Origin of the sequence: Hydrogenophaga crassostreae, assembly GCF_001761385.1 — a bacterium.
In the GTDB taxonomy this organism is placed as follows: domain Bacteria; phylum Pseudomonadota; class Gammaproteobacteria; order Burkholderiales; family Burkholderiaceae_C; genus Hydrogenophaga; species Hydrogenophaga crassostreae.
Map to the genome: position 1 here is coordinate 709,737 of NZ_CP017476.1, position 13,688 is coordinate 723,424.

Consider the following 13,688-nt stretch of genomic DNA (forward strand, 5'->3'; position numbering starts at 1 on the left):
CAGAGGTTGTGGGTTCTTCAAAGAGGCGTTTCATACGCCATCGGCTTGTGAACGCGCGCAGTGCTTTTCTTCGCGAGGAGGCGATTTTTGATGACCGCGCTTCTCCAATCTAAAAACTTCAGAACGACATCAAGTCGCGGGCCACGGTCACTGGGCCGTCGTAGTGCTTCTTTGCCGGGTCCAGATAGGTGCTGTCGGGCTCTTCCTGACCGGGAATGATGTGGGTGAGCACCAACTGTTTCACACCAGCGGCTTTGGCCAGGCGGCCCACGTCTTCGGCCGTGGTGTGCTCATCGCGCATGTGGCGCATCAGGCCTTGCGCAAAATGCGCCGGCATCGCCGCCATCAAAGCCTTTTCAATCAGCGCCAGATCGATCACCTCGTGAACCATCAGGTCCGCGTCTTTGGACAAAGCTAGCACGGCATCGCAATTGCCCGTATCGCCACTGAACACAATCACCTTGTCAGGCGTCTGGATGCGGAAGGAATACGAATGCTCGGCACCGCTGGCGCCAGCCCCATCTTTGCCAAAGTGGCAATTTTCTGCGGCCGTGACGGTGATCAGGTCATCGCGGTACACCACGCCATCGCCCGCAATGTCATGGGCCATGAACTGTTTTTCTGGCGGCTGCATGCCCTTGGAATCGGCCATGCGGATTCGGGTATTGGGCCCGAAATATTCCAGAAAACCTTTGAGCATGCGCTCGGTGCCTGCGGGGCCATAGACATGGGTGGGCTGACGGCGGCCGGTGGCCCACTGGAAGCCCATCAGGTTGCCCCAGTCCGCGTTGTGGTCGTCGTGGTTGTGGGTGATGAAAATGTGACCCACTTTGCGGATGTCCAGCCCGGCTTTGACCAATTGCTGGCTCACGCCGTTGCCCGCATCGATCAGGTACACACGGTCGTTCACGATCAGCGCGTTGGCGGGTTGTGAGCGGGTCGCGCCTGGCATGGGGCCGCCTTGAGTGCCCAGAGTGATCAAGCGGGTTTCGGCCTGGGCACTGCCCAGCATCAACACTCCCATTGCCGCAGCGGCGATGCAGTTCAACAGTTTCATTTTTGTCTCCATTGTTTTTGAGCTTGAATATCAGGTTTGCGGTTCTTCGAAAATGGCCACCGCGCGCGTCCAGCCGGCGGAGGCGCCGCGAATTTTGTGGGGGAAGCAGCTGATGGTGAAGCCGTTGGCGGGCAGCGCTTCCAGGTTGTGCAGCTTCTCGAGGTGGCAATAGCCGATGTCGCGGCCGGCCTTGTGGCCTTCCCAGATCAGGCTCTTGTCACCGGTCTCGGCGATTCTTTGGGCGGTGTAGGAAAACGGCGCGTCCCAGCTCCAGGCGTCGGTACCGGTCAGGCGCACGCCGCGTTCGAGCAAATACATGGTGGCCTCGTAGCCCATGCCGCAGCCGGCGCCCAAATAGTCGTTGTGGCCGTAGCGACTGCCGGCGCGGGTGTTGACCACCACGATGTCGAGCGGCTGCAGTTCGTGGTCAATCCGCTTGAGCTCGGCCTCGACATCGGCCGCCGTGGCCACATAGCCATCGGGGAAATGGCGGAAATCGAGCTTCACACCGCTCTGGAAGCACCACTCCAGCGGCACCTCGTCGATGGTGATGGATGGGCGCGAACCGCCGTTCTTGGCGTCTTGCGTGGAGTGGAAATGCCAAGGGGCGTCAAGGTGGGTGCCGTTGTGCGTGGTCAGCGTGACCCACTCGGCCGCGGCCGCCTCGCCATCGGGGTAATCCTCAGCGGTGGTGCCGGGAATCATCGCCATGAACTCGGGCAGGGTGTCGGCGTGTTTCTGGTAGGTGATCTTCGGTGCCAGCGGAGGCGGATCGGAGAGCACGTCGTTTTCCAGATAGATCGACAGGTCGACAAAGGTTCGGATGGGTTTGGTCATGCGGCGACTCCTTGTTGCGGTGCAGCTTTGGCCACGGGAATGCGAGAGAAGCAGAACACCGCAACACAGGCCATCACCAGGGCCGCGATGCTCAAGCTGCTGTAACCGGACGCCTTCACCAGCGTGCCCCCCAGAATCGGGCCGATGGCGGCGCCGATCATCACCATCGCAGGCGTGGCGGCCAAGGCGCGCCCGCTCAGGTCCAGGCTGGCGATCAGGCCAAAGGCGAAGGTGTGGGTGAAGATCATCACCGCGGCAAACACGGAAGCCGCCATCGCATAGGGCGCAAAGGCGGGTGAATTCATGATCACGGCCACCAGCATCGCCTGCACAGCGGCCCCGGCCATCATCACGCTGCGCGCCGGCAAACGCTTTTCAAGCATCGCGGCCAGTGGCGCCGGAATCATGCTGACCACACCCAGGGCGATCAGCACGCCGGTGATGGCGGCAAGGCCAAAGCCCCGGTCGCTGCCCACCCGCTCAAGAAAGCTGAAGGTCATGGCCTGCACCAGGGCCATGCAGCCAATGCCCACGACACCGAACCACACGGCCGCCGACAGAGGCTTGGCCGCTGCAGCACTGTCGTGGCCCGCAGGCACGGGATCGGCCACGGGAAACGCCAACAGCGCCGCCAGTGCGCCGACGGCCATCACGCCGGCGAAGACGACGAAGAGCATCGGGCCACCGGCCGCAGCCACCAGCGGCGGCGTGGAGCCCATGAAGATGATGCCGAAGACGCCCAGCGCCGTGCCCACAATGGCAAACAGGCGGTGGGGCCGTTCGCTGCGCGCGATCGTGCCATGCGTGACGCTCAAGGCGGAACCCGCGGCAAATCCGGCGAGCCCATGCAAGGCGGCCATGCTGCCGAAGTCACTGACCATGGATACCCCGAAGAATGCCGCAGCCGCCACGCCGAATCCCAGCGTGGCCACCAGACGCCCGTTGAGGCGCTGGAACTTGGGCGCCAGCAGCAAGCTGGCCACCACGGCGCCGGCCAGAAACAGGGTGGCGAGCATGCCGGCCTGCTGCGGATCGAGTCCGTAGCGGGAAATCAGTGTCCCGACCCAAACAGGCAGGGCCACCAGGTCCACCATGCCCGCGCAGTGGCCCACCATCAGCGCGATGTGACCGCGCTTCGAACTTGTCTTGATCATTGTTGTCTCCGTTGTCAAATGGGTGCTGCCAGTGCCATCATCGACTCGCGCATGATGCGGCCGTGTTCTTCCTTGTCGCCGCCCTCGACCTCGATTTCGCCCAGGCGCGCCGAGTTCTCCACCACCATGCGGCAACGCTCCCAGCGCCGCGCCTGGAAAGCGTCGAGTGCTTCGCTCATCTCTTCGGCCCGTGTGAGCTCGTCAACCAGCACCAGTGCGTCTTCGATGCCAATGCAGGCGCCGGAGGCCAGATGGGGCGTGGTGGCGTGCACCGCATCGCCGATCAAAACCACGCGGCCTCTGGACCAGGGTTGCGGCATCAGCAGGCCTTCGATCGGCCGGAACACGATTTGCGAATCCTCATTGAGCTGCGCGCGAATCGCCTGCAGCGCCGGCGCCGGAAAATCGGCGAGCAGGTCGCGCAGGTGGGTCGCAAAGGTGGCAGGGTCTACGTGGTCGTTGGTGGGCCGGGGCTCGGTGACGAAGAGGTACATCTCGGTCTTCGAGACGGGGTTGACGCCGGGCTTGATCTTGGGTCCCATCCACATGGTGATGGTGTCGATATCGGCGGGTTTGGGCAGCACGGCGCGCCAGACGGCTTGACCGCTGTAACGCGGCTTGGGCGCATCGGGAAAGACCGTTTGACGCACCTTGGAGTAAAGACCATCGGCCCCGATCACGAGGTCGTAGCGGCGGCGCTGGCCGTCGGTGAAGCTCACCTCCACGCCCTCCGCGTCTTGCTCGATCTCGGTGAAGGTGCAGCCCAGAAAGACGTTGGTGCCACTGGCGCGCGTCGCCTCGGCCATGATGCGCGCGAGCGCCGGGCGCATGATGGCGGCATTGCCGGGTACGTCGGGGCCTGCCAGGCGCGGCGTGGGCAGGGAGGCCACCTTCGGGCCGTGGGGCAAACAGAGGTTCAGGCCATCGGACGCGTACCCGACGTCCATGAAGGCCTCCAGAATGCCCAGTTGGCGGAAAGCGCGCATGGTCGCCCCCCCGAGGCTGATGCCCGCGCCGTAGCTGCGCCAGCCTGGATCGATCTCGACGAGATCCACCTCGGCGCCTTGTTTGCGCAATTCAATCGCGGCGGCCATGCCGGAAAAGCCGCCGCCGATGACAAGAATGCGTTGCGCAGCAGTGTTCATTTTTTTGTCTCCTGAAAATAACCATCGGCGAGTGAAACCTCGCCCAGTGAATTGATGTTGAGTGCCAGCGCGGTCAACGCTTGGCCCAGGCAGGGTCCGAGGGTGCAGCGCCCGGTTTCGATCTCGAACTGGGCACCGTGGGCGGCGCAAACGATGCGGTCGCCCTGCCCATTGAGGTAGGCATCCTTGCGCCAGGCCATGGGCGTGTCGTGGTGTGGACAGCTGTCGGCATAGGCAAACACCTGTTGGCCCTTGCGCACCAGCAACAGGCTGTCTTGCCCGGTGTGCAGCGGATCGAATCCGCGCGAACCCGACTCAGGCAAGTCGTCGATGTGGCACAAGCGCATGACCGTGTTCTTTCCGCCAGGCGACCGGGTCAGGGCTTGGGACCGCCGGGTTTGCCTCCGGGAGGCGGGCCGCCGGGGGCCCACTTGTCGCGGTGCTGAAACAGGAACAACTGGGACGCGTCGGCGCTCATGGGCACTTCGCGCGCGGTCCAGCTGTCGTCGTGCAGGTCCATGTCGGCGTCGTATTCGACATGGCAGCCCAGCGGCGAGTTGAAATACCAGAACCAGTTGCTGCCGAATTTGTGGCGCCCGGGACCCCAGAAGCTCTGGTAGCCCTTTTCGACAAAGCGCGTGCCGGCCAGCATGACTTCGGTCGGACCACCCATGTGGAAAGTGAAGTGTTCGCAGCCTTTCATGAACGGCGGCGTCTGGATCATGAACAGCGTGTGGTGGTCTGTGGTTCCAGCGGGTCGCAGAAACGGGCCAGCGCCGGTGAAGCGGTCGGTGCAGACAAAGCCCAGGCGGGTGTAGAAAGCCTCGGCTCTGACGCTGTCCGGCACGAAATACACCACGTGCGACAGCGAGCGAGGCAAGGCCACCGCCTCCTGGTTGACGGCCACCACATTGGTCCCCCGCTGGGGCGCCGCACCGGGCGCGTTCACCGTTTCGGCGGCGAGGTTGATGGGCCGGCGCACGGTGACCTGGAAGGCCAGGGCAAAGCCCATGTCGTCCACACAGCGCAACACGCCTTCGCTGCGGGTGACTTCGCGGTCGCGCTTGAGTTCGGTTTCGATGGCGTCCAGCGTCGCCACGTCGGCCACACCGTAGACGGTCTCGCGCAGCATGCTGGCGGTGTCCATCGCGGGTGGCAACGAGGCGTCGTCCTTGGCGAAGATCTCGACGCCTGTGCCGTCGAGGGCCTCAAAACGCGCGCCGCCCAGCTCTCTCAAACCGTAGTCGATGAGGTATTGGCGGCAGGCGGCGACGTCGTCGACGCCAAAAACAAGCGTGTCGGGTCCGATGATGTTCATGGTGGGTTTTTCCGTGGTTCGGTTCAGGAGGCGGTGCGCCCGCCGAGGGTCTCGGCGACCCAGTCGGCGATGTATTGACCGGCGTTGATGGAGTTGTCGAAGCTGCTGTGCTGCACGCCGCCTTCGCGGTCGGTGAACACCTTGAGCTCGCGCTTGGGGCTGTTGGTGAGCTGCTCGAAAGTGCGGTGCGCCCACTTGAGCGGAATCTGCGAATCTTTCTCGCCATGGGTCACGAGGAAAGGCACCTTGATCTTTTCGACCACGCCGTCCAGGTGCACGTCTTCTGCGATCTTCATGAAGTCGTCCATGTCTTTCGCGCCCCAGACCCACATCACATGCGACCAGTAATGCGGCACCGGGAAGCTGCCCTCTTTTTCCAGGCGGCGTTTTTGCACATCGCGCCAGTCGTGGTTGGCGCCCCAGATCACGCCGGCGGCGAAACGCGGCTCGAACGCCACGGCGCGCGGGCAGTAGTAACCGCCGAGAGACACGCCTTCCAGGCCGATGCGCCGGGCATCCACGTCATCGCGCGTCTCCAGCCAGTCGACCACGCGGCTGGCCCAATGCTCGCTGTCGTGGCGCGCGGTGAAACCTTGCAGTCGCAGCGCCTCGCCGGTGCCGGGCTGGTCCACGATCAGGGACGCCACCCCGCGCTTGGCCAGCCAGATCGGCAACCCCACGCGGTATTTCATTTCTTTGGTGGAGTCCAGGCCGTTGACTTGCACCAGCAGCGGCGCCTTGCCGCTCACGCCCTCGGCCGGCACATACAGCGCCGACAGGTGTTTGCCTTCGTAGGGAATTTCAACCCGCTCGCAGCGCTCGCCGCTCAGGCGCAGGCCTTCGGCGAACACCTCCAGAAAGCGCTGGTACAGCGCCACACGCCCAGCCGACCCATGGGCCTGCAAGCGTTCGGCGCTGAGCAGGTAGGTGGCGGCGCGGTTGAGCTTCTCGCCAGCCGACAGCAAGCGGCCGCGGGCTTTATCTTCTTCGGCCAGCTCGCACAACTGGTCGGCCATCTTGACCCAGGTTTCGCGAAACGCCTGGGTGCCGGCGGCATCGGGCGCTTGTGAAGCTTCTTTCAAAGGGGCGCACATGGCCTCGATTTCGCCGATGCGGGCGCCCATTTCAATGGCGAGATCAACGGAGAGGTTCCAGGGGTAATTGGTGGGGAAGTACTTGAACATCGAAAGACCTGGATAGCTTGTTGAACGGAAAAACGGATGAGACGTCGCTTGATGAAGACTTGCCAGTGATCAAAGATCGAGCACGAGCCGCGCGCTCTCGGCGCGAGAGCAGCAAGGGAGAAACTGGTCGCCCCTGGCCTGCTCCCGGGGGGTGAGGAACATGTCCCGGTGCGCGGGCGTGCCTTCCAGCACGCGCGTCAGACAGGTGCCGCAGACACCTTGCTCACACGACATCTGAACTTCGATGCCGGCTTCGGACAGTGCAGCCACCACGCTTTGCTCCGCGGCCACGCGGATCACCGCGCCGGTCGATGCGATCTGCACCTCGAAGCTGCCGTCCTGGCTGGTGTCGATCGGCGCGGCGGCAAAGTACTCACGGTGGAGCCGCTCGTCGGGCCATCCCAGTTCGCGCGCGGTGTTCAGCACCCAGTCCATGTAGCCGGTGGGCCCGCAGACATACAGGTGGATGCCATCGCGCGGTGCACCGATGGCGGCCTGAGCGTCGAGCTTCTGCGCGCCAGCACCTTCGTCGTGGTGGAGATGCACGTTGTCTGCAAAAGCCGAGGCGCGGATGCGATCGACAAAGGCGGTGCGTTCGGCCGAGCGGGTGCAGTAGTGCATCTCGAAGGAGGCGCCCAGATGGGACAGCCGCTCCGCCATGCACAGGATGGGCGTGATGCCGATGCCGCCAGCGAACAACAGGCTGTGCTGCGCCGATTTGTCGAGTGCAAAGTGGTTCTTGGGATCGCTGATGTTCAGCGACTGGCCGGCTTCCAGCGCGTGCATGGCCACCGAACCACCGCGCGACTGTGCGTCTTTCAGCACCGCGATCTGATAGCGGTGCGACTCGCCCGGGGCGTTGCACAGCGAATACTGGCGGACCACGCCGTTGTCGAGGTGCACATCGATGTGCGAACCGGCGGAGAAAGGCGGCAGCGCCTGCCCATCGGCAGCAACCAGCTCGAAGCTGCAAATGTCGACCGCTTCAACGGCCGTCTGCGCGATGCGCACGAGGCGGGTGGAATTCAATTGAAAGTCTCCGTGTGTCGTTCGACTGGGGTTTTTCGGGGGGCGGACGGCTCAGCAGCGGCTCGCGGCAGCGGCACCATCAACCATGGGACTTGGCCATGTCCAGCAAGCGGCTGGCGAGGTCATCAAACGACTCGCCGGACCCGAACCGGGGATCGCCGTTCGCTTGAAAAGCCTCGGCGATGTCGCGCCAGTCGTCGCTCGTCAGGTAGCGGCTGGCCGCTGGCAGCACCAGTTTTTCTTCGGTGCCCATGTGGTGCCATTGCTGCTGTTCAAAGGCTTGCACCTGCTGCGCAAATGCCGCCATGTCGCCAGCCTCCAGTGCCCCGCGCATGGCGGCGAATTGCGCGGCGCCGGCCACATGCTGCTGCTCAAGCTCGTCGAGCAAGGCATTGCAGTCAGCGGTCCGGGCGCGCAGGCGCTTGAACAGGTGGGCATCTTCCTTGGGGTGGTGCAGCCGCTCGGGGAACTGCTCGATGTAGAACAGCATGGCCCGCAACAAGGCGGGGTCTGGCGACGCAGCGGGCTCTTTGACCAGCGTGTGCAAGGCATGCAGGACCGCTGCGAGAGAGCGGTGTTCGTCGCGCAAGATGCCCAGCGCGGTCTGCTCATCACTCAATCGGGGCTGATTGCTCTCCACCGCAGCGACCAGTACCGGCAGGCTCGCGCCCTCCATCACCTTTCGGGTCACCGAGCCCAGCAGTGCACCTTTGATGCCGCGCCTGCCGTGCGAAGCCATGAAAATCAGGTCGCAACCCGCGCTGGTGGCGGCCGCCAGGATGGCTTCGTGCGGCCGGGCGCTGATGACCAGGACCGAATCGCAGGGCACCTGAGCGGCGCGCGCAGCCGCTTCTGAGCGGGCCATCAAGGCCTGCGCATTGCCCGCAGCGGCGTCGGCGAAGTCCTGCGGCGACATGGCATGCAGCAGCGCACCCTGGCTGCTGGCCGCGACATCGGGCCGGGCATGGAAAAACGTCAACCGGGCACCCACCGCTTTGGCGTAGGCAACGGCCTGTTCAACGGTGGCGAAAGACAGCGGCGTGCCGTCGTGGGGTACCAGCAGGTGTTTGTACATGGTGTTTATCCCGTTGTCAGGTCGTGGCCGGTTGGGCGGCAAAAGCTTCTTGCGTCACGCTGCTCTTCTTCACACTCGGCTTCAACAGGAAGTGCGCGAGGGCGGGCACCAGAATCAAGGCGCCGAGCATGTTCCACAAGAACATGAAAGCCAGCAGCAAGCCCATGTCGGCCTGGAACTTGATCGGGCTGAAGACCCAGGTGATCACGCCAGCGGCCAGCGTCACACCCGTCAGCAGCACGACCTTGCCGGTGAACAGCAGCGAGTGGTAATAGGCCTCGGACAGGTTGTCGCCGGCGCGCAGCCGGGCCATCGTCACGCTCAGGATGTAGAGCGCATAGTCGACGCCGATGCCCACACCCAGCGCAATCACGGGCAAAGTGGCCACTTTCACACCCAGGCCCAGACCCACCATCAAGGCTTCGGCCAGCAACGAGGTCAGCACCAGCGGCAGCACCGCCACCACCACAGCGCGCCAGCTTCGGAAGGTGATGAAACACAACACCGACACGACCGCGTAGACCAGGAACAGCATCTGGCGCCAGGCCTCCTTGACCACGCTGTTGGTCGCCGCCTCGATGCCGGCCGAACCGGCGGCCAGCTGGAACTGCACCTCGGCGGAGTCGTTGGTCGCGGCGAAGGCTTCCACCGCACCGGTCACGCGGGTCAGTGTGTCGGCCTTGTGGTCGCGCAGGTAGATGTAGAGGGTCAGCAGGTTGCAGCTGTCGTTGTACAGGCCGGTGCGAGGGGCGCCCGCCGTGACCGTGTTCAGCATCGGCTGGTTGGGCAGGAATTCGTACCAGAGCGGGCTGCCTTCGCTCAAGCCGGTCAACACACGGCGGTTGAGCAGGGACAGGGAGTTGGTGCTCTCGACGCCGTCGATCTGTCGAACCTCCCACTCCAGCGCGTCGAGTTTGTTCAGCGTTTCGTAGTCGGAGCAGGCGCCGTCGGGCGTTGCCACCATCACCGCCATCACATCGCTGCTCGCGCCATAGGACCCGTTGACATAGGCCACATCGCGGTTGTAGCGGCTGTCGGCGCGCAATTCAGGCGCCCCAGGGTCGAGGTCACCGATCTTCAACTGGCGGCTCACGCCATAGCCCCCGGCGGCCAACACAGCGGCGACCACCAGCGCGATCGTCGCAAAGCGCCGCTGGGTGAAGAGGTCGAGAAAGCGCCAGAGCGGGAGCCGGGAACCACCGGCCTGCTCAGCCGCTTCCGAGCGCAGGCTGCGCGCGGCCGCGCTGGCGCTGACACCGGTGTAGCTCAGCAAGATGGGCAGCAGAATCAGGTTGGTGAAAATCAGGACAGCCACGCCCACGCTGGCCGCCAGTGCCAGCTCTCGGATGGCCTGGATGTCGATCGACAGCAGCACCGCAAAGCCCACCGCGTCGGCCAGCAACGCGGTCAAACCGGCCAGGAACAGGCGGCGGAAAGTGAATCGCGCGGCCAGCAGCTTGTGCATGCCGCGGCCCACGTCCTGCATGATGCCGTTCATCTTCTGGGCGCCATGGCTCATGCCGATGGCAAAAATCAGAAACGGCACCAGGATGGAATAGGGATCAAGCGATTGGCCCAGCAGGGGCAGCAGACCCAGCTGCCAGACCACGGCCACCAGCGAGGCACACACCACCAGGCCGGTCGAGCGAATGCAACGGGTGAACGTGAACACCATGACAGCGGCGATCACCACCGCAATCGCGAAGAACAGCAAGACAGCGCGCACACCTTCAATCAGGTCGCCCACGATCTTGGCAAAACCGGTGATGTGGATGTCCACATTGGCACCGGCGTATTGGCTGCGCAGTTGCTCCAGCTGCAGCGACAGCTCGCCGTATTGCAGCGGCTGGCCATCGGCGTCTTGCGTGAGCAGGGGCACGAAGATCATGCTCGACCGCATGTCCAGCCCGACCAATTGGCCCACCTGGCCCGAGCGCAGGATGTTGGTCTTCAAGCGTTGCAGGCTCTCCGGACCGCCGTCGTAGCGGTCAGGAATCACCGGACCGCCTTCCAGCCCTTCTTCGGTCACACCGACCCAGCGCGTGCTGGGCGTCCAGAGCGACTTCATGCGCGAGCGGTCAACGCCGGGCATCAGAAACACTTCGTCGCTGAGCTTCTGCAGCGTCTCCATGTACTGCGCGTCCAGGATGCTGCCATTGGGATTGGCCACCACAATGCGAACCGCGTTGCCCAGCCCGCTGAGCTGCGATGCGTTGGCGGTGTAGTTCTGGATGTAGGGGTGGTTCTCTGGAATCGTTTTCTCAAAACTGGCGTTGAGCTGCAGCTTGGAAGCTTGCCATCCCAGCACCAGGGTGATCATCAAACAGATGAACACCACCAGCCTGCGGTTGTTGAACAGCAGGCGCTCGACCAGCGAGCCCGATTGGTGGTCAAAGTCGCTCAGCGAGGATGGGGCCGCTGCGCTGCTCTCGGTGTGCGCGATCATTTGCGGTCTCCAGAAAGGGGAACAATCACCGCGCCGCGCACGGTGAGGGCCAGCAATCGATTCTTGTCCAGCGCCAGCAGGCCGGCGGTAGGGGGTAGCGCTACCTGGCGCACGGGGCTCAATTGCCCCGCCTTGAATTCAAACAAACCGCCCGCCTGGTTGGCGAGCCACAAAGAGTTCTGGCCGGCCGAAGCGCTGGCCGAAAATGACACCGGCGCCGGCGAGGTCACTTGCGTCCAGACCTCGCCCATATCGTCACTGCGCCAGAGCTGACCGCGCAAACCCGCCAACAGCAGCGAGCGCTCGCCCAGCCAGGCCGCGCGGAAAAATGTGCCTTCATAAGGCACTTTCAAGCGGCGAAAGCTGGCGCCAGCATCCACCGACAGCAAGGCCAGACCCTGCTCACCGGCGATCACAATGCTGGACCCTTGCGCTTTCACCGAATAGAGGTGCATGCCGCCCGGGTTGTCCAGGCGGTCACCGATGGGCATCCAGGTTTTGCCGCCATCCTGGGTCGACAAAGCCATGCCGTAGGCGCCCATCACCATGCCGTGTTGGGCATCGACAAAATTCAGATCCAGAAACGGCTTGTCGGGCCCATCGGCCTCCAGCCGTTCGGCCTCGGCCTGGGCTCTGGCATCGCCGCTGGCCTGGGCCGCCTTGAGCATCAACGCGGCGACCTGCTTGCCATCCATTTGCATGGACCAGCTTTCACCGCCGTCCGCCGAAGCGAGCACCACACCACCGTGACCCACCGCCCAACCTTGACGGTCGTCGACGAACTGCACGGCGGTGAGGGACACGCTGGTGGGCACTTTGGACTGGCGCCATTTCGCCCCGCCATCGTCCGACAACATGATGATGCCCCGCTCCCCGACGGCCACAATGCGCTGCCCTGCCCGCGCGGCGGCCATCAGGACGGCGCGTTCGGGGTGCGACACCTGTACCGCTGGGCGTTGCAGGGCATTGCCCACCGAGGCGGCGAAAGACGCCAGCGGGCTGGACCACATCGCTGCGGCGACTGCGATGGGCAAAAGGCTTTTCATCATGGACGGATCAGGTAACGGGGAAAAATGGCCGAGTCGCTCAGCGCACGCCTTGGGAAGCCAGGCCTTGACCGGTGAAGGTGTCGGTTGGCCAGCGCTTGGTGAAACGGTGGTGGAAAGGCTTGTCGTTGAGCACGTTGGCCACGTAAGCGTTGCCGGTTTGCACGTCGTAGAAGCCCATGGTCTGCTGCACGGTGCCCGGTGCGTCAGGCATCACGTAGTTGAACAACCACAGCGTTTTCCACAGATCGCCCTTGGCATCCCAACGGTCACCCAAAGCGGCCACCCAGGTGTCTTCGTCCAGGTAGTAGGTGCTCTTGGGCGCCTGGTGGCGCTGGCCGTCCTTCAGCGTGGCCTCGACCACCCAGACGCGGTGCAACTCCCAGCGCACATGGTCGGGGTTCAGGTGGTACGGCTTCACGAGGTCACTGTCTTTGACCTGCAGGATGCGGTTGTTGTTGTACGGGATGAGCATTTCTTTCTTGCCCGCCAGCTTCCAGTTGAAGCGCGACGTGGTGCCCGAGAAAACGCTCAACTCATCGAACGACATCAAGCCCGCGGTGGCCGGGGTCGGCGTGTCGCAGCAAGCATTGGGCAGCTTGCGCACACGGCGTTGACCGGTCAGGTAGACATAGGAGGCGGACTTGTCTTCGTCCAGGTTTTGGCGCCCGACGATCATTTCGCCGGCCCGGATCGGGGGACCTGAGTTGGTCAGGTTCACTTCCCAGAACACACCGTCGTAGTTCGCACCCGTTTCCTCCTTGAAGTAGTAGGGCATGCGCTGGCGAATCAGGCCGTCGGTGGTCAGAACCACCTTGCCATCGGACGTGAGCTGGTACTGGTTGAGGTCGGCCTCCCAGGACTCGCCGCGCCAGGCCAGCTTGTGGTTCCACATCGCTTCCAGACCATTCTTGGGAATGGGGAATGGAATGCCGCCGTAGGCACCGGTGGGGACGTCGCCGTTCATCTTCGCCGTCACCGCGTTTTTGGCGGTGTTGTCGTAGACCCATTGCGGCGCCATGGCGGTGCGGTGGGTCGGATAGACATCCAGGCGGTAGCTGTCGGGGTACTTCTTCAACAGGGCCTTGACACCGTCGGAGAGCTTGTCGGTGTACTGGGCCATGTTTTTGGCCGTGACCGAGTACAGCGGCTTCTCGGCTTTGAAGGGATCGCCGCGGCGGCCGCCTTCTTTTTCACCAGCGATCTTGCCGGTGAAACCCCCGGTCCAGGCCGGGATGCTGCCGTCTTTGTTGGCGGCTTTCTCTCCGCCCAGCGGCGTGAGTTCGGTCTTGAGCGTGGCGGCTTCATCGGCGCCCACCGCAGCCCAGACGGGTGCGGCACAGGCCAGCGAGGCCACAAGGGCGATCAGCGTTTTGCGGGATTGTGATTGCATGTTG

At 63.9% G+C, this 13,688-nt stretch carries 12 protein-coding genes; all 12 read right to left on the reverse strand.

Features of this window, described 5'->3' with window-relative positions; genetic code table 11:
- Nucleotides 1-118: 118 nt before the first annotated feature.
- Complete coding sequence (locus LPB072_RS03430; RefSeq protein ID WP_066091609.1) at nucleotides 119-1,057, reverse strand: MBL fold metallo-hydrolase; 939 nt, start codon at nucleotides 1,055-1,057, stop codon at nucleotides 119-121.
- A 30-nt stretch (nucleotides 1,058-1,087) separates the two neighbouring features.
- Nucleotides 1,088-1,894 (reverse strand): cyclase family protein, encoded by an 807-nt coding sequence (locus LPB072_RS03435; RefSeq protein ID WP_066091612.1) that lies wholly within the window; start codon nucleotides 1,892-1,894, stop codon nucleotides 1,088-1,090.
- Nucleotides 1,891-3,048, reverse strand: coding sequence for an MFS transporter (locus LPB072_RS03440; RefSeq protein WP_096349083.1), 1,158 nt, complete (start codon nucleotides 3,046-3,048; stop codon nucleotides 1,891-1,893). The genes LPB072_RS03435 and LPB072_RS03440 overlap by 4 nt, the downstream gene beginning before the upstream one ends.
- A gap of 14 nt (nucleotides 3,049-3,062) precedes the next feature.
- Complete coding sequence (locus LPB072_RS03445) at nucleotides 3,063-4,193, reverse strand: FAD-dependent oxidoreductase (protein WP_066091614.1); 1,131 nt, start codon at nucleotides 4,191-4,193, stop codon at nucleotides 3,063-3,065.
- Nucleotides 4,190-4,540 (reverse strand): Rieske (2Fe-2S) protein, encoded by a 351-nt coding sequence (locus LPB072_RS03450; protein WP_066091617.1) that lies wholly within the window; start codon nucleotides 4,538-4,540, stop codon nucleotides 4,190-4,192. Before LPB072_RS03450 ends, LPB072_RS03445 begins: the two co-directional genes overlap by 4 nt.
- A 29-nt stretch (nucleotides 4,541-4,569) precedes the next feature.
- Nucleotides 4,570-5,511, reverse strand: coding sequence for a VOC family protein (locus LPB072_RS03455; RefSeq protein WP_066091620.1), 942 nt, complete (start codon nucleotides 5,509-5,511; stop codon nucleotides 4,570-4,572).
- Nucleotides 5,512-5,534: 23 nt separating this feature from the next.
- A complete protein-coding gene (locus LPB072_RS03460) occupies nucleotides 5,535-6,695 on the reverse strand; it encodes an alpha/beta hydrolase family protein (protein WP_066091623.1) in 1,161 nt (386 codons plus the stop codon).
- A 69-nt stretch (nucleotides 6,696-6,764) separates the two neighbouring features.
- Nucleotides 6,765-7,724, reverse strand: coding sequence for a PDR/VanB family oxidoreductase (locus LPB072_RS03465; protein WP_066091626.1), 960 nt, complete (start codon nucleotides 7,722-7,724; stop codon nucleotides 6,765-6,767).
- A gap of 79 nt (nucleotides 7,725-7,803) precedes the next feature.
- The gene (locus LPB072_RS03470; RefSeq protein ID WP_066091629.1) at nucleotides 7,804-8,799 is read right to left on the reverse strand and encodes a universal stress protein; all 996 of its coding nucleotides are present in this window, start codon (nucleotides 8,797-8,799) and stop codon (nucleotides 7,804-7,806) included.
- 16 nt (nucleotides 8,800-8,815) lie between these two features.
- The gene (locus LPB072_RS03475; protein ID WP_066091633.1) at nucleotides 8,816-11,245 is read right to left on the reverse strand and encodes an efflux RND transporter permease subunit; all 2,430 of its coding nucleotides are present in this window, start codon (nucleotides 11,243-11,245) and stop codon (nucleotides 8,816-8,818) included.
- Nucleotides 11,242-12,294 (reverse strand): WD40/YVTN/BNR-like repeat-containing protein, encoded by a 1,053-nt coding sequence (locus LPB072_RS03480; protein WP_197508900.1) that lies wholly within the window; start codon nucleotides 12,292-12,294, stop codon nucleotides 11,242-11,244. Before LPB072_RS03480 ends, LPB072_RS03475 begins: the two co-directional genes overlap by 4 nt.
- A gap of 37 nt (nucleotides 12,295-12,331) precedes the next feature.
- Entirely contained in the window at nucleotides 12,332-13,684 is a 1,353-nt protein-coding gene (locus tag LPB072_RS03485) for a DUF1329 domain-containing protein (protein WP_066092554.1), read from the reverse strand.
- Nucleotides 13,685-13,688 lie beyond the last annotated feature (4 nt).